This window comes from Acidipropionibacterium virtanenii (assembly GCF_003325455.1).
In the GTDB taxonomy this organism is placed as follows: Bacteria; Actinomycetota; Actinomycetes; order Propionibacteriales; family Propionibacteriaceae; genus Acidipropionibacterium; species Acidipropionibacterium virtanenii.
Map to the genome: position 1 here is coordinate 1,442,411 of NZ_CP025198.1, position 20,335 is coordinate 1,462,745.

Consider the following 20,335-nt stretch of genomic DNA (forward strand, 5'->3'; position numbering starts at 1 on the left):
TCCGTGTCGTACTTCGTTGGTGCCGACCGGAAGAAGATAACAGCGGCGTCTGTAGAAACAGCACCGTAGTCGGTTCAGTCGTTTTCTGACTGCTGGAAAGACGCCGGATCATTGCTCCGGACATCACCCGGAGCCCCGGGACGATAATGAAAGACGTGTCGTACTGGACCGTCGAAGGAGCCGACCGATGACTGACACCGATCACGACCGTCAGGGTGATAGCGACCGAACACTGATCGCTGCTCTGGCTCCGGCCCTGCGAGGAGCGCTGGCCGTCGGCGGGACGCCGCCCACGATCACCAGCGTCCCCGGCTCGGCCGGCTCGGCCGGTTCCGGACGCATCCTGGTGATCGAAGACGTCTCCCCGGATCCGCAGGACTGCGCCGGTGCAGTCGTCAGGAGGGTCCGCGAGTACCTCGAGGCGCAGGGCGTCCCCGAGCGCATCATCATTCCAGGAAGGGCGGAGTTCATCCCTGAGTTCGCCATCGCGGCCGGCCGGATGGCGGGCAAGGTCGTCGTCGTCACAGGGGCGGCGCAGGGTTTCGGCTTCGGCATCGCGCAGGGGATGGCGCAGATGGGCGCCCATGTCGTGGTGGCCGACATCAACGGTGAGGCCGCGGGCACCGCCGCAGCCCGGATCCAGGAGGGCTGTCCGTCCAGCAGGATCATCGCCGTGACCATGAATGTCGCCGATCTCGAGTCGACCAGGAGTGCGGTGGCCGAGGTCGTCGCCACCTTCGGCGGCCTGGATCTCTATGTCAGCAACGCGGGCGTGGTACGAGCCGGAGGAGTGATGGAGCAGGACCTGCGGGACTTCGACATGGTGACCCAGGTCAACTACCGGGGATACCTCATCGGCGTCAAGTCGGTGGCCCCTGTGATGGCGGCCCAGCACGCTGCGAATCCCGAGCTGTGGTACGACATCGTGGAAGTCAACTCCAAGTCCGGTCTGGAGGGCTCGAAACGCAATTTCGCGTACTCGGGCAGCAAGTTCGGGGGGATCGGTCTCACTCAGTCATTCGCCCTCGAGCTGGTCGACAGCGGCATCAAGGTGAATGCCGTCTGCCCGGGAAATTTCTTGGACGGGCCCTTGTGGCAGGATCCGGAGAATGGACTTCTGATCCAGTATCTGCGTGCCGGAAAAGTGCCTGGAGCACGGACCACTGACGATGTCCTGAAGTATTATCAGGCCAAGGTACCGATCGGCCGAGGATGCCTCCCCGAAGATCTTCTCAAAGCCATCTGCTACGCCGTGGAGCAGCAGTACGAGACCGGTCAGGCGATCCCCGTGACCGGCGGGCAGACGATGCTGAACTGAATGTGCTGAACATCTCGATATGAACAGAAGGAGAAGTGTCATGGAGAATCTGGATGTAGCGCCCGGTTGCCCGATCCCGGTGAGGGTATTCGCCGACAGCGCTGTGCGCGAAGACGTGGAGCCGTGGCTGAAGACCGGACTACTCAGCGGCGTGACGACGAACCCGACCCTGCTCAAGCGCGCCGGGCTGACGGTGAGCGACATCCCGGAGGTGGCCAGATGGGCCGTCGGCGAGGGCGACCGCGAGGTCTGCTTCCAGCTGTGGGGGGACACGGCCGAGGAGCAGTACGCCAATGCGATGAGGATTCACGAACTGGCTCCGGCCGCCCTCATCAAGATCCCGGTGACTCCCGCCGGGGCCACCGTCATCTCGCGTCTGCACAGCCAGGGCATCCAGGTCCTCATGACGGCGGTGTACGCGGCCAAGCATGCAGCCATCGCATCGGCCCTGGGCGTCCGGTACTTCGCCCCCTACTACAACCGGATGCGGGTCGCGGGTCTCGACGGTGCCGCGGAGATCGGCAGGATGGCTGCAGCGATCCCCCAGGACGGCCGTGGCCCGTTGATTCTCGCCGCCTCCGTCAAGAGCGGAGCCCAGGTCGTGGAGCTGCTCCAGGTGGGTGTCCGGGTCTTCACACTGCCTCCGGCGGTGATCGCCGACGTGTTCGCCGACAAGCTCACCGACCGGGCGATCGCCGATTTCGAGCAGGACATGCGTGCCGCGTTGTGAGCTCGGGCCGGCCGCGCGGTTCTGCGCGAGGCCGGCCCGGACCTAGATTGTGGGCATGGACTCCGGCCTGCTGATCGTCGACAAACCCTCGGGGTGGACCTCCCACCAGGTGGTGGGCCGGGTGCGCCGACTGATGAGTACCCGCAAAGTGGGACACGCCGGGACCCTGGATCCGATGGCCACCGGTGTGCTGGTGGTGGGAGTGGGCCGGGCCACCCGGCTGCTGGGCCATCTCGCCCTTCACGACAAGGACTACACGGCCACCATCCGGCTCGGGGTCACCACCGTCACCGACGACGCCGAGGGGGATGTCGTGGCCACGGCCGACGCCTCCGCGCTGAGCGAGGTGCGGATCGCCGAGGCGATGGCACCTCTACGCGGCGAGATCATGCAGGTGCCCACGGCGGTGAGCGCCATCAAGGTGAACGGGAAGAGGTCGTACGCCCGGGTGCGCGCCGGTGAGGCGGTGGAGCTGGCCGCCAGACCGGTGACGGTGTCGCGATTCCAGACGGTCGAGGTGCGACGCGAGGGGGAGGCGGTCGACGTCGATGTCGAGGTGACCTGTTCCTCCGGCACCTATGTGCGCGCTCTGGCCCGTGACCTGGGGGGCTCGCTGGGGGTGGGGGGCCATCTCACCGCGCTGCGGCGCACCCGGATCGGGCCCTACACACTGCCGGCCGAGGCTGTCGATCTGTCCGAGGACGCTCCTCGGCCCGGCCTGATGACCATGGCCGAGGCCGCGCGGCTCAGCTTCCCGGCCGTCGAGCTGGACGCCGGCCAGGAGGCCGACCTTCGGGTCGGCAGGAGGCTGGAGATCGTCGTGCCCGCCGATCCGACCGCGATGATCTCCGGCGCGTCCGGGGAGTTCCTGGCCCTCTACCGGCCCGATCCTGAGCGTCCCGGCTGGTCCCGGGCGGTCGCGGTGCTGGTCTGACGAGAGCAGGGGGGTGGCCTGCGACGGGGACCTGGATCGCGGGGTGTCCCCGCTCGGGGGTCGCAGGGGGTCGTCCGGTTCGATCAAATCGTGCCTACAATCCGAACGTGTCTCCGAAGCCAAGCACCCCAGCCGCCCCTGACCGGTCGACCGTCGTCATCGGCAACTTCGACGGCGTGCATCGGGGGCACCGGGCCGTCATCGAGCAGGCCGGGGCGATGGATCCCGAGCTGCCATTGGTGGTCGTGACCTTCTGGCCGCATCCGGCGTCGGTGCTGACGCCGGGTCGCGAGCCCCTGCTGCTGTGCAGTCTGGAGCGGCGCATCGAGCTGCTGGAACAGGCCGGAGCCAGCCAGGTCCGTGTGGTGCGCTTCACCCGCGAACTGGCCAACTGGTCGCCCGAGATGTTCGTGGAGCGGGTGGTCAACCCGCTCAATCCCGCTCATGTCGTCGTGGGGCGCAACTTCCGGTTCGGTCACCGGGCCCTGGGCACCCCGGAGACACTGGCCGGGCTGGGTGAGGGACGATTCGACGTCAATTCCCTGGATCTGGTGCACATCAAGGGCAGCTCCACCTCGTCGACGCTCATCAGGGCGGCCATCTTCGAGGGGAAGGTGCGTCAGGCCGCCGCCCACCTGGGCCGCAGCTTCGACGTCCACCAGGTTGTGGTGATGGGGGACCAGCGGGGCCGGGAGCTCGGCTTCCCCACCGCCAACCTCGTGCTGGGGGCCGAATATGCGGTGCCCGCCGACGGCGTCTACGCCGGATGGCTCACCCCGGGGTCCGGCCCCGAGGCCGGCAACCGCCTGCCGGCCGCCGTCTCGGTGGGCAGCAATCCCACCTTCGACGGCCTGGAGCGGCGCATCGAGTCCTATGTCCTGGATCGCACCGACCTGGATCTGTACGGGGTCGAGGTCGGCGTCGAGTTCGTGGACCGGCTCCGCGGCCAGGTGAGGTACGAGGGCCGGGAGCCGCTGATCCGTCAGATGGCCCAGGACGTCGAGGCGTGCCGGGGCGTCCTCGAAGAGGATTCGCGCCGGAAAGCCGGGGCCTGATACCCTGTGCCGGTTGCCGTCAGATCGGCCGCGGCCTTGCAAGAGTTCTCAGCCACAAGGGGCATCGGGGACGCCGCGCAACGGACAGGGAGGAGCACCGTATGGATGCTGCTGAGAAGAAGAAGATCGTCGAGGAGTACGCGACCCATCCTGGTGACACCGGATCTCCCGATGTCCAGATCGCGCTGTTGAGCCGCCGGATCTCCGATCTGACTGAGCACCTCAAGGCCCACAAGGGGGATCACCACTCCCAGCGCGGCCTGATGCTCATGATCGGCCAGCGTCGTCGCCTGCTGAACTATGTCTCCAAGAGCGACATCGATCACTACCGCGCGCTGATCGCCAGGCTCGGACTGCGCCGCTGAGGCCGCGTCCTCCACGACCTGATCGGCAGGGCCGTCCCCCTCGGGGGGCGGCCCTGACTGCGTTCGCCCGCCCCGGGAATTCGGGAAAGTCCTGCCCATCGAGTAGGATTGCGACGCAACTATTACGAACATCTACATGAACGGACCGCCGCCGCTCGCACTGACCGCACGTCTCGGTCCTCGGTAGTGGCCACCGGGTGCACAATCCCCGATGGCTTCGATCGAAGACCGGCGCGAGTGCTGGTCGGCACGACGACGCGTCAGTATCTCCCCGCAGCATCGGACACGTACCGGTTCTGCGCATCAGGGCGATCAGGACCCGTGTGCCACGGGGGCGGCGGCGCCACATGAAAGGAATCCCCACATGGAGGGACCCGGTCTCGAATTCACCGAGGCAGTCATCGACAACGGCTCATTCGGAAAGCACGTTGTCCGTTTTGAAGCAGGCCTTCTGGCCCAGCAGGCCGACGGCTCGTCGGCCGTCTATCTCGACGGCGACACCATGCTGCTGTCGGCCACCACAGCCGCCAAGACCCCCCGCGACTCCATCGACTTCTTCCCGCTGACGGTCGACGTCGAGGAGCGCATGTACGCAGCCGGGCGCATCCCCGGCTCCTTCTTCCGCCGCGAGGGACGTCCCTCGGAGAACGCCATCCTGGCCTGCCGTCTCATCGACCGCCCGCTGCGCCCCTCCTTCGTCAAGGGTCTGCGCAACGAGGTCCAGGTCGTCGTCACGGTGCTGGCCCTCAACCCGAGCGTCTACTACGACGTCGTGGCCATCAACGCCGCATCGATGTCCACCCAGATCGCCGGTCTGCCCTTCTCCGGGCCCATCGGCGGCGTGCGGATGGCTCTCATCGGGGACCAGTGGATCTGCTTCCCCGACGTCGAGCAGCGCAAGGAGTCGACCTTCGACATGGTCGTGGCCGGCCGGGTGCTGGCCGACGGCGATGTCGCCATCATGATGGTCGAGGCTGAATCCACCCCGGCCACCTGGGACCTCGTGCGTTCCGGGCGGACCGCCCCCACCGAGGAGGTGGTGGCCACCGGACTGGAGGCCGCCAAGCCCTTCATCAAGGTGCTGTGCGACGCGCAGGCCGCGCTGGCCGCCAAGCTGCCCAAGGAGACCTACGACTTCCCGGTCTTCAAGGACTACCAGGACGACGTCTACCAGGCCGTGGAGGCCAAGGGTCACGACGAGCTGGCCCGGATCGAGCAGATCGCCGCGAAGCTGGAGCGTCAGGATGCCGAGTCCGAGCTCAAGACACGGATCAAGTCCGAGCTCGCCGAGCAGTTCCCCGGTCGTGAGACCGAGGTCTCCGGGGCGTTCAAGGCCATGATGAAGAAGATCGTGCGCAAGCGCGTCCTCGACGAGGGGGTGCGCATCGACGGGCGCGGTCCCCGCGACATCCGGACCCTGTCGGCCGAGGTCGGGATCATCCCCAGGGTCCACGGCTCGGCGCTGTTCCAGCGCGGCGAGACCCAGATCCTGGGCGTCACCACCCTCAACATGCTCGACATGGAGCAGAAGCTGGACACCCTCTCCCCGGAGAGGACCCGCCGCTACATGCACAACTACAACATGCCGCCCTACTCCACCGGTGAGACCGGCCGGGTGGGTTCCCCGAAGCGCCGCGAGGTCGGCCACGGCAACCTCGCCGAGCGGGCGCTGATCCCGGTGCTGCCCGACCGCGACGAGTTCCCCTACGCGATCCGCCAGGTGTCCGAGGCCGTCGGCTCCAACGGATCCACCTCGATGGGTTCGGTGTGCGCCTCGACCATGGCCCTGCTCAACGCCGGTGTGCCGCTGCGCGCCTCGGTGGCCGGCATCGCCATGGGTCTCATGAGTGAGCAGAACGAGGACGGGAGCGTCAAGTACCTGGCCCTCACCGACATCCTGGGGGCCGAGGACGCCCTGGGCGACATGGACTTCAAGGTCGCCGGTACCAGCGATTTCGTCACCGCGCTGCAGCTCGACACCAAGCTCGACGGCATCCCGGCCGACGTGCTGGCCGGAGCTCTCACCCAGGCCAAGGAGGCTCGCACCGCGATCCTCGAGGTGATGGACGACGCCATCGACGAGCCCGACGAGATGGCTCCTACCGCGCCGCGCATCCTCACCGTGCACATCCCGGTCGACAAGATCGGCGAGATCATCGGGCCCAAGGGCAAGATGATCAACCAGATGCAGGAGGACACCGGGGCCAATATCTCGGTCCAGGACGACGGCACCATCTTCATCGGTGCTGCCGACGGCGAGTCCGCCGAGGCCGCCCGCAGCCTGGTCAACGCCATTGCCAATCCGCAGATGCCCGAGGTGGGCGAGCGCTACCTGGGCACCGTCGTCAAGACGACCAGCTTCGGGGCCTTCATCTCGCTGCTGCCCGGCAAGGACGGCCTGCTGCACATCTCCAAGATGCGCGATCTCAACGACGGCAAGCGGGTTGACGCCGTCGAGGACGTCGTCAACGTGGGCCAGAAGCTGCAGGTCGAGATCGCCGAGATCGACGACCGCGGCAAGCTCTCCCTCGTCCTCGCGAAAGATGATGAGGAGGACTGATCCTCACAAGGGCAGCGGCCCTCGTCCGGTAACGGACGGGGGCCGCTCTCTGTACCCTGGGACGCAGCAGTCATCACGGAAGGACGAAGCATGATCAAGGTCGGTGTGTTCGGCGCCAAGGGTCGGATGGGCAGCGAGGTGTGCCGGGCCGTCGAGGGGGCCGAGGACCTCGAACTCGTCGCAGGCATCGACGCGGGCGAGGACCGCGCTCCTCTGGAGGCCGCCGAGGTCATCGTCGACTTCACCCGTCCCGACACCGTCATGGACAACCTCGCCTGGGCGATCGACCACGACATCCACACCGTCGTCGGCACCACCGGCTTCACCGAGGAGCGCTACGAGGAGCTGCGCGCCCGACTTTCCGAGCACCCCGGCACCGGCTGCCTGGTGGCCCCCAACTTCGGCATCGGCGCCGTGCTGATGATGCACTTCGCCCAGCAGGCGGCGCGATTCTACGAATCGGCCGAGATCATCGAGCTGCACCATGCGAACAAGGCCGACGCCCCCTCGGGCACCGCCGTCATCACCGCCGGGAAGATCGCCGAGGCACGGTCGGCCGCCGGTCTGGGCGACGTGCCCGATGCCACCGTCCAGGAGCTCGACGGGGCCCGCGGGGCGACCGTCGACGGGATCCACGTCCACTCCGTCCGGCTGCCGGGCTATGTCGCCCACCAGGAGGTCCAGTTCGGAGCCCTGGGCGAGGTGCTCACCATCCGTCACGACTCCATGGACCGGGTCTCCTTCATGGCCGGGGTGCTGCTGGGGGTTCGTCAGGTGCCCACCCATCCCGGCCTGACCATCGGCATCGAAGGGTTCCTGGGTCTTGACTGAACCGCGCCACCAGCCGACCCCCGAGGAGCCCACCAGGGTGCTGCGGATCGACGACGGGCCCGCATCCGCCCCGGCGTCCTCCGCCGCCCCGGCTGCCCCGGCTGCTCCCGATGAGCCGAGGCACTGGGGACGTCGGATCGTGGCAGCCCTCGTCGTCATCGTGCTGGTGGCGGGCGCCCTGCTGGGCGACGCTGTGGCCCGCACCCGCACGGAGACCGAGGTCGCCGACCAGATCGCCACCGCCGTGGGAGGCGAGGCCTCCGATATCGGGGTCTCCATCGGCGGGTGGCCCTTCCTCACCGTCCTGGTCACCGACCGGCTCTCCTCGGTCGACATCACCGCCCCCACCGCCACCGTGAAGAAGGATCAGCAGAGCGCCACCTTCACCGACGTGACCGTCCACGCCTCCGGGCTGCGCAACGTCCGGGACCTGCAGGGCACCGTCATGGACCGTGCGGACGCCACCGCCAGGATCACCTGGAAGGAGCTGTCGCGGCTGTCCGGCTCCACCATCACCTCGGCCGGCGGTTCACGAGTCCAGCTGGTGCGCACCGTGTCGGTTCTGGGCGCCTCGGTGTCTCTGAAGATCTCCGCGGTGCCCAGCATCAGGACCGAGGACCGGCGGATCATCTTCTCGAAACCGCAGGCCGCCGTCGACGGGATCTCGGTCCCCTCGACGCTGCTGGAACCCGCCGTCGCCTCGATCTCCGACAAGATCGATCTGCCGGATCTGGGAAACCTGAAGTACCAGTCCCTCAGGGCGGACTCACGAGGGCTCGTCGTCTCCCTGTCGGGTGACGCCGTGGCGATGAAGGACCTTACCGGCGAGTGACCCCGGGGGTGCTAAGCCGACCGCGAAGACGGGATGGTAAGGGCTGCGCCGGGAGTTACGGTTAGCGCGGTCGCCGACAGGGGAGTGTGTGTTCATACCCGGCGGCCGGTCTCATCACCCGGATCCGGAGGTACTCAATGAACGTCGCCGAACAACTCGTCCAGCAACTGATCGACGCTGGCGTACGGCGGATCTACGGCATTGTGGGCGACTCCCTCAATCCGATCGTCGACGCCGTGCGCAAGACGGGTGGTTCCGCGAAGGGGGGCATCGACTGGGTGCACGTCCGCCACGAGGAGGCCGCCGCCTTCGCCGCCTCCGCCGAGGCTCAGCTCACCGGAGAGCTGGCAGTCTGCGCCGGATCCTGCGGGCCGGGCAACATGCACCTCATCAACGGGCTCTACGACGCCTACCGCTCCGGTGCTCCGGTGCTGGCCATCGCCTCCCACATCCCCAGCGTCCAGATCGGTTCCGACTTCTTCCAGGAGACCCACCCGGACCGGCTCTTCGAGGGATGCTCGGACTACTGCGAGCTGATCCAGTCGCCGGAGCAGGCGCCGCGCGTCATCAATTCGGCGATCCGCCACGCGGCCGCTCTCAAGAGCGTCTCGGTCATCACGATCTCCCAGGATGTGTCGGACAAGAAGGCGACCGCCCCAGCCCCGGCCTACGTTCCGGCGCGTCGGCCCGTCCTGGAGCCGAACGCGGAGGATCTCGCTCAGCTGGCCAAACTCCTCAATGACGCGAAGAAAGTCGCGATCTTCGCCGGTATTGGGGTCGAGGGAGCCCACGACCAGGTGCTCGCGCTGGCCGACAAGCTCAAGGCGCCGATCGGCCACAGCCTGCGCGGCAAGGACTTCATCCAGTACGACAACCCCTTCGACGTCGGCATGACCGGCCTGCTGGGCTACGGCGCCGCCGCCGAGGGCATGAATGACGCCGACGTGCTGCTCCTGCTGGGGACCGACTTCCCATACAACCAGTTCCTCCCCGACACCCTGACAGTCCAGGTGGACAGCCACGCCGAGAAGCTCGGCCGTCGCACCGATGTCTCCTTCCCGGTCCAGGCCGATGTCAAGGCCCTGGTCGAGGCCCTGCTTCCGCTGGTCAGGCAGCATGATGAGAAGTTCCTCAAGGCGACCGTCAAGCGCCATGCCAAGATCATGAAGGCCCCGGTCGGCTCCTACACCCGCAATGTTGAGCACATGAAGCCCATCCATCCCGAGTACGTGGCCCACACCCTCAACGAGGTGGCCGACAAGGATGCGATCTTCACCGCCGACACCGGAATGTGCAATGTGTGGACCGCCCGCTACATCGACCCGTTGGGTACTCGCCGTCTCATCGGCTCCTTCAAGCACGGCTCGATGGCCAATGCGCTGCCGATGGCCGTCGGGGCTCAGGTGTCCCATCCCGGCCGTCAGGTCATCTCGGTATCCGGAGACGGCGGCCTGTCCATGATGCTCGGCGAGCTGGTCACCGCCAGGATGCACAACCTGCCCGTCAAGGTGATCGTGTTCAACAACTCCACCCTCGGCATGGTCAAGCTGGAGCAGTTCGTCGGTGGTCTGCCCGATTTCGGCACCGACGTCCACGACGTCAACTATGCCGGGGTGGCGCAGGCCATGGGATTCCACGCCCAGCGGGTCGACGATCCCAAGGACGTCCACCAGGCCCTCACCGACGCGCTGCGCGCCGACGGGCCGGCGCTCGTGGAGGTGCTCACCGATCCCAACGCCCTGTCGCTGCCGCCCGAGATCAAGGGCGAGATGCTCGTCGGCTTCGCCACCGCCATGAGCAAGGTGGTGCTCAACCGCGGGGCCGGCGAGGTCGTCTCGATGGCCACCTCGAATATGCGCAACATCCCGAGGCCCTGAGCCACGTCTTCTCAGGGCGCAGTCGTGATGTCGCTGTGAAGGCGGATCTCCTTGATGTGTACGGAGCCGTCCTCGGTGCCGGACTCCCGGTGGGCGCCGTCGGGTGCCCAGCCGGACTCGGTCAGAAACGTGCGCATGGCGTCATCGGTCGAGCGCAGCCACCACGTCGCGCGGGTGAAGCGGTCCGCCCGAAGGGTGTCGGCGACAGCGTTGAGCAGCCTCGATCCGTGCCCCTGACCCCGGCGCTCAGGATCGACGACGAACTCGGCCACCAGCGCGTCGGTGGGGCCGGCGTCCTCGTCCTCGCTGGGCCCGATGGCCGCGAAGCCGCGCACCACGGGTCCCTCGCTGCCGGGATCCAGGGCCACCAGCACCCGGAACTCGGCCAGCGGCGGACGGGTGATGGCCGCCCACCATGCCTCCCGCATCTCGTCGAGGGACAGGGCGTCCAGCACGCCTGCCAGCGAGGGATCGGCGAGCCAGGCGCGTCGCTGCACCTGCGCCAGGGCGCCCGCCTCAGCGGGCAGGGCGAGTCGGACGGAAGGGGATCCGGGGGTGGGTTCGGGCATGCTCGACAGCCTAGGTGCCGGATTCGGGTCATTGAACGGATAGGCTGGCGCACGTGGCAAAAACTGGACTGAAGACACCGCCCACCCTCAAGCCGGACGTTCTGCGCGTCATCCCACTGGGAGGACTCGGGGATGTGGGACGGAACATGTCCTGCTACGAGATCAACTCAGAGATGCTGCTCATCGACTGCGGAGTGCTCTTCCCCGAGGATGATCATCCCGGGGTCGACCTCCTGCTTCCCGGGCTCGACTATCTCGACGACAAGCTCGACCAGGTGCAGGCCCTGGTGCTCACCCACGGTCACGAGGACCACATCGGGGCGGTCCCGTATCTGCTCAAGCGCCGCGCCGACATCCCGATCTACGGCTCACGGCTCACCCTGGCGCTGCTGGAGGGCAAGCTCAAGGAGCACAGGATCCGCGGTTACCAGCTCCACGTGGTGAAGGAGGGCGACTCCGTCGAGATCGGCGAGCAGTTCGACCTGGAGTTCCTGGCCGTCAACCACTCGATCCCCGACGCCCTGGCGGTGTGCGTGCGCACCGATGCCGGCACCGTGCTCAACACCGGCGACTTCAAGATGGACCAGTTGCCCCTGGACCACCGGATCACCGACCTGCGCGGCTTCGCCCGGCTGGGCGAGGAGGGCATCGACCTGTTCATGGTCGACTCCACCAATGCCGAGGTGCCCGGTTTCGTGCGGTCGGAGACCGAGATCGAGCCGGCCATCGAGAGGGTCTTCGAGCAGGCGCAGAAGAAGCTCATCGTGGCCTGCTTCTCCTCCCACGTCCACCGCGTCCAGCAGGTCCTCAACATGGCCGTCAAGCACCATCGGAAGGTCTGCTACGTCGGACGCTCCATGGTGCGCAATATGGCAGTGGCCCGGGACCTGGGCTATCTCAAGGTCCCTGGCGACACCCTCATCGAACTGCGCGATCTCGACAAGTACGCCGACGACCAGGTGGTCATCGTCTCCACCGGATCCCAGGGCGAGCCGCTGTCGGCGCTGGCCCGGATCGCGAACCGCGAGCACCGCGACATCGAGGTGGGGGAGGGCGACACGGTCCTTCTGGCCTCCTCGCTGATCCCCGGCAACGAGAATGCGGTCTACCGGGTCATGAACGGCCTCACCCGGCTGGGCGCGAAGGTGGTGCACAAGGGCAACGCCCTGGTGCACGTGTCCGGTCACGCGGCCGCCGGCGAGCTGCTCTACGCCTACAACATCGTGCGGCCCCGCTCCGTGATGCCGATCCACGGCGAGATCCGCCACCTCATCGCCAACGGCGGGATCGCCCGTGCCACCGGCGTCGCCGAGGACAACATCATCGTCACCGAGGACGGCGGAGTGGTCGACGTCGACGACGGGGTGCCGCGGATCGTCGGCAAGGTCGACGCGTCCTACATCTTCGTCGACGGTACCGGCGTCGGCGAGGTCACCGAGGACGCTCTGACCGATCGTAAGATCCTCGGCGAAGAGGGTTTCATCTCTGTCGTCGTCGCGGTCAACAGCCGCGAGGGCTCGATCATCTCGGGTCCCTCGATCCAGGCCCGCGGGGTCGCCGAGGGTGAGGACTCCTACTCCCAGGTGCGCGATCAGGTCGTCGAGGAGCTGGAGAAGGCGCTGCGGCAGGGGGTCGACGATCCGCACCGGCTCCAGCAGGTGGTGCGCCGCACGGTCGGGCGCTGGGTCTCCCGGACCTACCGGCGCCGCCCGATGATCGTCCCGGTGGTCGTCGCGGTGTGATCGGAGCCCGGGAGCCGCCGGGATTTGGGGCTGCCGGGCCATTCCGTGTAATCTGAGCAAGTTCCTTCATGGAACCACCAAGAACGAGCGAGTCGGTGCGCCCCTGCGCTTCGACGGTTGAACAGGAGAACTCCCAGTGGCAGCTGTGTGTGATATCTGCGCCAAGCGCCCCGGTTTCGGACACAACGTCCCCTGGTCGAAGAAGAAGACCAACCGGCGGTGGAACCCGAACATCCAGCGTGTCCGTGTCGTGGAGAACGGCACCCACAAGCGGATGAACGTCTGCACCTCGTGCATCAAGGCCGGTCGCGTCTCGCGCTGAACCGGCGCGGGCGAGCCCGCCACCACGAAGGCCGATCCTCCTCGCGAGGGTCGGCCTTCGTGGCGCGGAGGGGTCGGCCTCTCCGTCGACAAGATTGTCAGCGTCCTCCGGTAACGTCGTCAATGTGGATGACGTCGTCTCGCCGTGGTTGACCCGGGCCCAGGAGGAACTGCACCGTCCGATCGCAGAGGTACTGGGCACCAGAACGGCCAAGGCCTTCAGCGCCCTGCATCTCGCGACCCTCAAGGATCTGCTCTCGCACATTCCCAGGCGCTATCTGTCCGGCACGGAGACCACCGAGCTGGGGCGCCTGGTGCCCGGCAGCGAGGTGGCCCTGGTCGCTGACGTGGCCCGGGTCGAGGTCCACAACATGGCGAACCGGCCCGGCCAGGAGCGCCTCGAGGTGACCCTCACCGACGGACGCGACACCCTCCCGGTCACCTTCTTCGGCAAGAAGTGGCTCGTGAGCTACTGGCAGAAGCAGTTCACCGCCAGCACCCACGGGATCTTCGTCGGCAAGGTCGGCTCCTTCCGGGACCGTCCTCAGTTGACCCATCCGGACTTCGTGATGTTCGACCGCGACGGACGGATCACCGGTAAGGCCGACAAGAAGACCATGGCCACCCAGGTGATGCGCAACGGCCTGGTGGGCCTCTACCCGGCCACCTCGAAGCTGCCCACCTGGACGATCGCCGAGTGCGCCACCCTTGCGCTGGCCCAGACCGGCCGCCAGGACGACACCCTCCCGGACTGGCTGCGCGGCGAGGCCGAGATCATGGGCCTGTGGGACGCCTTCGAGACCGTCCACCATCCCCGCGACCTGCCCTCGGCCCAGGCCGCCTCCGAACGACTGGTGTGGGAGGAGGCGGTCGCCACCCAGGTCACGATGGCCCGGCGACGCCGCCAGGCCGCGGTCCGCGAGGCCCCGGCCTGCCCGCCCACCAGAGGCGGACTGCTGGAGGAGTTCGACTCGCGGCTGCCCTTCACCCCCACCGACGGCCAGGTGCATGTCGGCCGCCAGATCGCGGCCGAACTGGGGGCCACCACGCCCATGCAGCGCCTGCTCCAGGGGGAGGTCGGCTCCGGCAAGACCCTGGTGGCGCTGAGGGCCATGCTTCAGGTGGTCGACGCCGGCTACCAGGCGGTGCTCATGGCCCCCACCGAGGTGCTCGCACAGCAGCACCATCGCACCATCACCACCCTGCTGGGCGATCTGGGACAGGGACATGTGCTGGGCGCCCCGGCGAACGCCACAGGCGTCGCCCTGCTGACCGGCTCGATGGCCGCAGCGCCCACCCGCGACGCCCTGACGCGGATCGCCGACGGCTCGGCAGGCATCGTCATCGGCACCCACGCCCTGCTGGGCGGGCGGGTCGAGTACGCCGGTCTCGGCCTGGTGGTCGTCGACGAGCAGCACCGCTTCGGCGTCGAGCAGCGCGGCGTCCTCACCTCTCGGGCCGACCTGCACCCCCACGAACTGGTGCTCACCGCCACCCCCATCCCCAGGTCGGTGGCGATGACGGTCTTCGGCGATCTCCAGGTCTCGAGCCTCACCGAGCTTCCCTCCGGGCGGGCGGACGTCCAGACCACCGTCGTCGATCTGCCGCGCCATCGCAGCTGGCTGGACCGCGCCTGGCAACGGATTCGCGAGGAGGTGGATCAGGGACACCAGGCCTTCGTCGTATGCCCCAGGATCGACGCCCACGAGGCCGACGAGGCGGAGACCGGCGAGGGGCGGCCGCCCTCGGCCACCGTGGAGGAGCTGGCCCCCATGCTGGCCTCCGGGCCCCTGCAGGGACTGCGCGTCGAGTCCCTGCATTCGAGGATGGACAGCGCGGACAAGGACGCCGTGATGGCCCGGTTCACGGCGGGGGAGAGTCAGGTGCTGGTCTCCACCACGGTGATCGAGGTCGGCGTCGACGTCCCCGACGCGACGGCGATGGTGATCATGGACGCCGACCGCTTCGGCGTCTCCCAGCTCCACCAGCTGCGCGGGCGGATCGGGCGCAGTGACCTGCCGGGGCTCTGCCTGCTGGTCACGTCGGCGCCGATCGACAGTCCGGCCATGGCACGGATCAGTGCGGTGGCCGGCACCCGGGACGGGTTCGCCCTCGCCGAGCTGGACCTGGCCCAGCGCCGCGAGGGCAACGTTCTCGGATCCACCCAGGCCGGGCGGCGAAGCCCGCTGCGGCTGCTCAAGGTGCTCGAGCACGCCGACATCGTCGCCGCGGCCCGTGACCTCGCAGAGCGGTGGATCGAGGAGACTCCCGAGGATCCCCGCCTGGAGGACATGGTGAGATCGACCGAGATGCTTGCCGAGGGCGACCTCATGGAGCAGGGCTGACGGGGATCAGGAGGTGGGCTCAGGACCGAATGCGAAGGTGCGCCCGGTGATCGTGTCGGGCTCGATGCGCACCCAGGTCTTCTTGGCGGTGGGGATCCACGGGCGCAGCGGCAGCTTCTCGCAGCGCGCCAGCTCGTCGGTTCCGGTGATCACCTCGGCGGTGCCCCTCAGCACGACACTCCAGCCGCCCTCCTCTTTCCATCCGTCGGCCTCGAAGGCGACGGCGTGGTTGCGGACGATCTCGTCCAGCTTGCTGCCCTCGGCCGTCCGGAAGACCACCGACGGGCCGTCGACGACGTAGTTGACGGGAAAGATCTCCGGCTGGTCGTCGACGCTGGTCGCCAGACGCCCCACCGGGGCGGTGTCCAGATATCCCCAACAGGTATCTTCCTCGACGGCGTTGATCGGGCTGTCCTCATTGTTCATGGCACATTCCTACCAGCCCGCGTCGCCCGTCGGCGCGGTTGATGCCCGATACCCTGTGACAGTGAGCAGAATCATCGCCGGCCGGGCCGGAGGACGTCGTCTGCGGACCCCCGGCGGCAGTGCCACCCGGCCCACCTCGGACCGGGTCCGGGAAGCCCTCTTCTCAGCCCTGGCGGCCTGGAACGGCACGGCCGAGGGGAAGGTCGACGGACAGCTGGCCGACCAGTCCTTCCTGGACCTGTTCGCCGGGTCGGGGGCGGTGGGCCTGGAGGCGGCCAGTCGCGGTGCGGCCCCGGTCATCTGCGTGGAGAAGGATCGGCGAACGGCGGCACTCATCTCCGCCAATGCCCGCGACACCGGGCTGGCCGGCCGGGTGAGTGCGGTGGCGCAGTCGGTGGGGAGATACCTGTCCGCGCCACAGGGCGACGATGCCGGGGACCGGGAGTCGCGATTCGATGTCATCTGGTTCGACCCGCCCTATGCGCTTGACGGGTCCGAACTGGACCCCCTCATCGCCTCGGCGGTCTCCGGCTTCCTGGCCGATGACGGCATGGTCGCGGTCGAGAGATCCTCGCGCAGCGCAGCCCCCGCCTTCCCCGACGGGATGGTCAGCTGGGCCAACCGGTACGGTGAGACCGTCGTCCACTTCGCCCAGGCCGACAGGGAGCACACATGAAGGCCGTCATCTCAGGATCTTTCGACCCGATCACACGTGGTCACGTCGACATCATCTGCCGGGCAGGCCGGCTCTTCGACGAGCTGGTGGTGGGGGTGGCCGTCAACTCCGCCAAGAACGGGATCTTCTCGATGGAGGAGAGGGTCGAGCTGGTGGTGGCGGCCGTGGCGCACATGCCCCATGTCAGCGTGGCGCCGGTGAGCGGGCTGCTGGTCGATTTCTGCCAGGAGCAGGGGGCCGACGTCATCGTCCGCGGCCTGCGGTTCGGCGGCGATTTCGACTACGAGCTCCAGATGGCCCACCTCAACAAGTCGATGGGCGGCATCGAGACGGTTCTGCTGCCGGCCGGACGCGAGTTCGGCACCATCAGTTCATCCATCATCCGGTCGGCCGCCAGCAACGGCGGAGACGTCGGCGAGTTCGTTCCCGACGCCGTGGCCAGCGCCCTGCGGGGGAGGTTCGGCACCGGCGGTCACTGAGCGCGGCCGCTGTTTTGGCCTGTGGTCGTCGCAGTTGTAGAGTTGGCGGTCGGTCATGACCTCGTCATGCTCCTCGAGTGAAGGGAATGCCGCGATGAACACCCACCATCGCCGCTCCGACGCCTCAGGGGATCTCCTCATCGAGACCCACGACCTGAAGCGCCGCGCGGGCCAGATGATCCAGGTGGCCCGCGACCTCCCCGCCCCTGAGAAGCTCGGCGTGGACATGATCGGCGTTCCCGAGGGCTCCCCGATCGGACTGGACCTGCGTCTTGAGTCCGTCATCGAGGGGATTCTCGTGACCGGGACCGCCACGACCACACTGGCCGGGGAGTGCTCACGCTGCCTGAACCCGATCGAGGAGACCACCTCCTTCGATCTTCAGGAGCTGTACTTCTACCCCGATCGTGAGGCCGGGGAGGACGCCTACCGGGTGAGCGGCGAGGAGACTGTGGATCTCGAGCCGGTCCTGCGTGAGGCGGTGGTGCTGAGCCTTCCGTTCAGGCCGCTGTGCATGCCGGACTGCGCGGGGCTGTGCCCCGAGTGCGGGGTCAATCTCAACGACCATCCGGACCATGACCATGAGGAGCGGATCGATCCTCGCTGGGCCGCGCTGAGGGATCTCGGCACGGAGGAGTCCTGAGAGTGTCCCGGGCGCGCATGCCGATCAGCGCGCACACCTGAACTGAAGAACCTGAACAGTGGCGCCGCCCCGTCGGACGGCACCTGCATCTGAGGAGAAGATCGTGGCCGTCCCGAAGCGGAAGATGTCCCGCAGCAATACCCGGCACCGTCGTTCGCAGTGGAAGACGTCTGCCCCCACCCTGGTGACCTGCGCCAACCCGGCCTGCCGCCAGAAGCATCTGCCGCACACCGCCTGCCCGTCCTGCGGCGAGTACGGCCCCCGCGGTGACCGTCGTCAGGTCACCGAGGCCTGATGAGCGGATCCTCGCCCTCGAAGAAGGGGCGGGGCGGACCGAATCAGGGGCAGGAGGAGGGCTCCCCCGAGGGGAGTTGGCCCTTCCTGGCGCTGCTCGAGGAGCTGGGTATCGATATCGATCCCCAGCTCCTTCGTCTTGCCCTGACCCATCGCTCCTACGCCTTCGAGATGGGCGGCCTGCCCACCAACGAGCGTCTGGAGTTTCTCGGCGACGCCGTCCTGGAGATCGGTGTCACCGACTACCTGTACCGCGCCTTCCCGGACTTTCCCGAGGGCCGGATGGCCAAACTGCGGGCGGCGGTGGTGAGCACCGTGTCCCTGGGCCGGTTGGCGCGTGGGCTGGAGATCGGCCCGCGGGTGATGCTCGGCAAGGGCGAGGCCCTGACCGGTGGCCATGACCGGACCTCCATCCTCGCCGACACCACCGAGGCCCTGCTGGGCGCCACTGAACTGTCCTCCGGGCTGCCAGAGGCACTGCGTCTGGTGCATCACCTCTTCGATCCGCTGGTCGACGAGGCGGTGCGCTCGGGCGCCGGCACGGACTGGAAGACCGCGCTTCAGGAGATGTGCGCCGAGCTGGGCATCGAGGTGCCCGAGTACCAGGTGAACGGCTCCGGCCCCGATCACAACAGGCGCTACGAGGCGCGTGCCGTCGTGGATGGCCGGGCGCGAGAGGCCTGTGTGGGCCACAGCAAGAAGGAGGCCGAGCAGGGGGCCGCGCACCTGGCCGTCGAGGAGCTGAGCGCGCGCCACCGGATCGCTGTGCCCGATGCCTGAGCTGCCCGAGGTCGAGACCGTCCGCCTCGGCCTTGAGCGGTCGGTCACCGGGAAGGTGGTGACCGGCGTCCGGATTCTGGATCCGCGCGCGGTCCGCCGCCATGACGGTGGCCCGCAGGATTTCACCGGCGCGGTGACCGGCCGGCTGTTGGGGAACCCGCGAAGGCGGGGCAAGTACCTGTGGGTCCCCCTCGGCGGCGTCGATCCGATGAGTTCAGCTGGCGACGCGCTGCTCTGCCATCTGGGGATGAGCGGGCAGTTCCGCATCGACGACGCCGGAACTCCGCTGCTGCGCCACACCAGGGTGGTGCTGGATCTCGACGACGGACGGGAGCTGCGGTTCCTCGACCAGCGCCTGTTCGGCGGCATGCAGGTGAGCCGCGGCGGGGCCCTGCTGCCCGCCGAGATCTCCCACATCGGCCCGGATCCCTTCGATGCCGGGTTCGACGCCGTGGTGGCGTCCCGACGCCTACGGGCCAGGCGAAGCACCCTCAAGAGGGCCCTGCTCGACCAGAGCCTGGTGTCGGGGATCGGGAACATCTACGCCGACGAGACCCTCTGGAGGGCCCGGCGCCACCCCGAAACCCCGACGTCGAGGCTGCGGGCCGTCGAGGCGGCGGGAATCTATGAGACCGCCCGCGAGGTGATGGCCGAGGCGATCGACCAGGGCGGGACGTCCTTCGACCGGCTCTACGTGAGGGTCAACGGGGAGACCGGATACTTCGGTCGCAGCCTGGACGTCTACGGACGCGAGGGCGCTGCCTGCCGGCGATGCGGGGCCGGGATCGTCCGGATGGCCTTCATGAATCGCTCGTCCTACCTGTGCCCTCGCTGCCAGAGGTGGCCCCGCGGCGTGCCGCGGCTCTGATGGTGCAGCGGCGTGCCGCGTAGCATGAAGCCGTGAATCGCCCGCCCGTGTTCTCCCGCCTTCGTCGCCGGCACCTGCTGGAGTTCCTCAAGTTCGGGGTGGTCGGAGGCTCCGGTGTCCTGGTCAACATGATCGTCGCGATCATCATGAACAAGGCGAACGGCGGAGCTGAGAACTCCCAGGAGATCCTGTTCAACCTCCTGGGGACGCCGTGGAACTTCCGCTTCACGAGTCTCGTGTGGCTCGTCTCGTTCATCGTCGCCAACATCGCCAACTTCCAGCTCAACCGCAGCTGGACCTTCAAGAGGGATCGGCGCCGGGGCTGGTGGGCGGAGTTCCTGCCGTTCTTCTCCATCGGTGCGATCGCGGCCTTCGTGGGCATGTTCATCAAGATCGCGCTGACCAACCCGACCTCGCCCGTCTTCCTGTCGTCGGGGTTCTTCCACGGGCAGACGGGGCTCCACTCCCGGGAGTACTGGTCGCAGATCATCACCATCATCGTGACGATGCCCATCAACTTCCTGGTGAACAAGCTGTGGACCTTCAGGGCGGTGCGGGCATCGACTCCGGAGCCGTCGAATGTGAACAGCGTCTGAAGATATGCTTAAAGCATGCTGTGATGCGGGTGTTGCGGTTGGATCTGAGGGTTCAGGCAACGCAGGATTGATGATTGTGTGCGGGCGCAGGGCT

21 protein-coding genes are annotated in these 20,335 nt (G+C 67.8%); 19 read left to right on the forward strand and 2 right to left on the reverse strand.

Features of this window, described 5'->3' with window-relative positions; all coding sequences use genetic code 11:
- Positions 1-187 precede the first annotated feature (187 nt).
- From JS278_RS06640 to JS278_RS06680, 9 genes are all read left to right on the forward strand, one after another.
- Complete coding sequence (locus JS278_RS06640; RefSeq protein WP_114044488.1) at positions 188-1,318, forward strand: SDR family NAD(P)-dependent oxidoreductase; 1,131 nt, start codon at positions 188-190, stop codon at positions 1,316-1,318.
- 40 nt (positions 1,319-1,358) lie between these two features.
- Positions 1,359-2,048 (forward strand): transaldolase family protein, encoded by a 690-nt coding sequence (locus JS278_RS06645; RefSeq protein ID WP_181833843.1) that lies wholly within the window; start codon positions 1,359-1,361, stop codon positions 2,046-2,048.
- 55 nt (positions 2,049-2,103) lie between these two features.
- On the forward strand, positions 2,104-2,982 hold the full coding sequence (truB, locus tag JS278_RS06650; protein WP_114044490.1) for a tRNA pseudouridine(55) synthase TruB: 879 nt from the start codon (positions 2,104-2,106) through the stop codon (positions 2,980-2,982).
- A 107-nt stretch (positions 2,983-3,089) separates the two neighbouring features.
- On the forward strand, positions 3,090-4,037 hold the full coding sequence (locus JS278_RS06655; RefSeq protein ID WP_114044491.1) for a bifunctional riboflavin kinase/FAD synthetase: 948 nt from the start codon (positions 3,090-3,092) through the stop codon (positions 4,035-4,037).
- 101 nt (positions 4,038-4,138) lie between these two features.
- Positions 4,139-4,402, forward strand: coding sequence for a 30S ribosomal protein S15 (rpsO, locus tag JS278_RS06660; protein ID WP_114044492.1), 264 nt, complete (start codon positions 4,139-4,141; stop codon positions 4,400-4,402).
- A gap of 364 nt (positions 4,403-4,766) precedes the next feature.
- Positions 4,767-6,962 carry a polyribonucleotide nucleotidyltransferase gene (locus tag JS278_RS06665; protein WP_114044493.1) on the forward strand — a complete coding sequence of 732 codons (2,196 nt, stop codon included), beginning with the start codon at positions 4,767-4,769 and terminating at the stop codon, positions 6,960-6,962.
- Positions 6,963-7,052: 90 nt separating this feature from the next.
- Positions 7,053-7,793, forward strand: a complete 741-nt coding sequence (gene dapB / locus JS278_RS06670; protein WP_114044494.1) for a 4-hydroxy-tetrahydrodipicolinate reductase — start codon at positions 7,053-7,055, stop codon at positions 7,791-7,793.
- Entirely contained in the window at positions 7,786-8,625 is an 840-nt protein-coding gene (locus JS278_RS06675) for an LmeA family phospholipid-binding protein (protein ID WP_114044495.1), read from the forward strand. The genes dapB and JS278_RS06675 overlap by 8 nt, the downstream gene beginning before the upstream one ends.
- A gap of 137 nt (positions 8,626-8,762) precedes the next feature.
- Positions 8,763-10,502: a pyruvate dehydrogenase gene (locus JS278_RS06680; RefSeq protein WP_114044496.1), complete on the forward strand. Its 1,740-nt coding sequence runs from the start codon at positions 8,763-8,765 to the stop codon at positions 10,500-10,502.
- 11 nt (positions 10,503-10,513) lie between these two features.
- Here the strand turns inward: JS278_RS06680 and JS278_RS06685 are convergent, their stop codons facing one another.
- On the reverse strand, positions 10,514-11,071 hold the full coding sequence (locus JS278_RS06685) for a GNAT family N-acetyltransferase (protein ID WP_114044497.1): 558 nt from the start codon (positions 11,069-11,071) through the stop codon (positions 10,514-10,516).
- A 53-nt stretch (positions 11,072-11,124) separates the two neighbouring features.
- On the opposite strand from JS278_RS06685, the gene JS278_RS06690 reads away from it, so the two are divergent.
- The 3 genes from JS278_RS06690 to JS278_RS06700 all read left to right on the forward strand — a co-directional run bounded on the left by JS278_RS06690 (position 11,125) and on the right by JS278_RS06700 (position 15,479).
- The gene (locus JS278_RS06690; RefSeq protein ID WP_114044498.1) at positions 11,125-12,813 is read left to right on the forward strand and encodes a ribonuclease J; all 1,689 of its coding nucleotides are present in this window, start codon (positions 11,125-11,127) and stop codon (positions 12,811-12,813) included.
- A 136-nt stretch (positions 12,814-12,949) separates the two neighbouring features.
- A complete protein-coding gene (rpmB, locus tag JS278_RS06695) occupies positions 12,950-13,135 on the forward strand; it encodes a 50S ribosomal protein L28 (protein WP_114044499.1) in 186 nt (61 codons plus the stop codon).
- Positions 13,136-13,259: 124 nt separating this feature from the next.
- The gene (locus JS278_RS06700) at positions 13,260-15,479 is read left to right on the forward strand and encodes an ATP-dependent DNA helicase RecG (protein WP_114044500.1); all 2,220 of its coding nucleotides are present in this window, start codon (positions 13,260-13,262) and stop codon (positions 15,477-15,479) included.
- Positions 15,480-15,485: 6 nt separating this feature from the next.
- Here JS278_RS06700 and JS278_RS06705 read toward each other — a convergent pair whose 3' ends face one another.
- Positions 15,486-15,905, reverse strand: coding sequence for a pyridoxamine 5'-phosphate oxidase family protein (locus tag JS278_RS06705; protein ID WP_114044501.1), 420 nt, complete (start codon positions 15,903-15,905; stop codon positions 15,486-15,488).
- Between the two features lie 61 nt (positions 15,906-15,966).
- On the opposite strand from JS278_RS06705, the gene JS278_RS06710 reads away from it, so the two are divergent.
- The 7 genes from JS278_RS06710 to JS278_RS06740 all read left to right on the forward strand — a co-directional run bounded on the left by JS278_RS06710 (position 15,967) and on the right by JS278_RS06740 (position 20,241).
- Positions 15,967-16,581, forward strand: coding sequence for an RsmD family RNA methyltransferase (locus JS278_RS06710; RefSeq protein WP_245935229.1), 615 nt, complete (start codon positions 15,967-15,969; stop codon positions 16,579-16,581).
- The gene (coaD, locus tag JS278_RS06715; RefSeq protein WP_114044503.1) at positions 16,578-17,060 is read left to right on the forward strand and encodes a pantetheine-phosphate adenylyltransferase; all 483 of its coding nucleotides are present in this window, start codon (positions 16,578-16,580) and stop codon (positions 17,058-17,060) included. Before JS278_RS06710 ends, coaD begins: the two co-directional genes overlap by 4 nt.
- A 94-nt stretch (positions 17,061-17,154) precedes the next feature.
- Positions 17,155-17,703, forward strand: coding sequence for a YceD family protein (locus tag JS278_RS06720; RefSeq protein WP_114044504.1), 549 nt, complete (start codon positions 17,155-17,157; stop codon positions 17,701-17,703).
- A gap of 103 nt (positions 17,704-17,806) precedes the next feature.
- Entirely contained in the window at positions 17,807-17,998 is a 192-nt protein-coding gene (gene rpmF, locus JS278_RS06725) for a 50S ribosomal protein L32 (RefSeq protein ID WP_114044505.1), read from the forward strand.
- Complete coding sequence (rnc, locus tag JS278_RS06730) at positions 17,998-18,777, forward strand: ribonuclease III (RefSeq protein WP_245935230.1); 780 nt, start codon at positions 17,998-18,000, stop codon at positions 18,775-18,777. Before rpmF ends, rnc begins: the two co-directional genes overlap by 1 nt.
- Positions 18,770-19,645 (forward strand): bifunctional DNA-formamidopyrimidine glycosylase/DNA-(apurinic or apyrimidinic site) lyase, encoded by an 876-nt coding sequence (mutM, locus tag JS278_RS06735; RefSeq protein WP_114044506.1) that lies wholly within the window; start codon positions 18,770-18,772, stop codon positions 19,643-19,645. The genes rnc and mutM overlap by 8 nt, the downstream gene beginning before the upstream one ends.
- A 32-nt stretch (positions 19,646-19,677) precedes the next feature.
- Entirely contained in the window at positions 19,678-20,241 is a 564-nt protein-coding gene (locus JS278_RS06740) for a GtrA family protein (RefSeq protein WP_342767033.1), read from the forward strand.
- Positions 20,242-20,335 lie beyond the last annotated feature (94 nt).

What these genes read in the sequence shown, in the direction of transcription:
- JS278_RS06640 (WP_114044488.1), top strand. Translation starts at nt 188, where the DNA reads ATGACTGACACCGATCACGACCGTCAGGGTGATAGCGACCGAACACTG.
- JS278_RS06645 (WP_181833843.1), top strand. Translation starts at nt 1,359, where the DNA reads ATGGAGAATCTGGATGTAGCGCCCGGTTGCCCGATCCCGGTGAGGGTA.
- truB (WP_114044490.1), top strand. Translation starts at nt 2,104, where the DNA reads ATGGACTCCGGCCTGCTGATCGTCGACAAACCCTCGGGGTGGACCTCC.
- rpsO (WP_114044492.1), top strand. Translation starts at nt 4,139, where the DNA reads ATGGATGCTGCTGAGAAGAAGAAGATCGTCGAGGAGTACGCGACCCAT.
- JS278_RS06665 (WP_114044493.1), top strand. Translation starts at nt 4,767, where the DNA reads ATGGAGGGACCCGGTCTCGAATTCACCGAGGCAGTCATCGACAACGGC.
- dapB (WP_114044494.1), top strand. Translation starts at nt 7,053, where the DNA reads ATGATCAAGGTCGGTGTGTTCGGCGCCAAGGGTCGGATGGGCAGCGAG.
- JS278_RS06680 (WP_114044496.1), top strand. Translation starts at nt 8,763, where the DNA reads ATGAACGTCGCCGAACAACTCGTCCAGCAACTGATCGACGCTGGCGTA.
- JS278_RS06685 (WP_114044497.1), bottom strand. Translation starts at nt 11,071, where the DNA reads ATGCCCGAACCCACCCCCGGATCCCCTTCCGTCCGACTCGCCCTGCCC.
- JS278_RS06705 (WP_114044501.1), bottom strand. Translation starts at nt 15,905, where the DNA reads ATGAACAATGAGGACAGCCCGATCAACGCCGTCGAGGAAGATACCTGT.
- coaD (WP_114044503.1), top strand. Translation starts at nt 16,578, where the DNA reads ATGAAGGCCGTCATCTCAGGATCTTTCGACCCGATCACACGTGGTCAC.
- JS278_RS06720 (WP_114044504.1), top strand. Translation starts at nt 17,155, where the DNA reads ATGAACACCCACCATCGCCGCTCCGACGCCTCAGGGGATCTCCTCATC.
- rnc (WP_245935230.1), top strand. Translation starts at nt 17,998, where the DNA reads ATGAGCGGATCCTCGCCCTCGAAGAAGGGGCGGGGCGGACCGAATCAG.
- mutM (WP_114044506.1), top strand. Translation starts at nt 18,770, where the DNA reads ATGCCTGAGCTGCCCGAGGTCGAGACCGTCCGCCTCGGCCTTGAGCGG.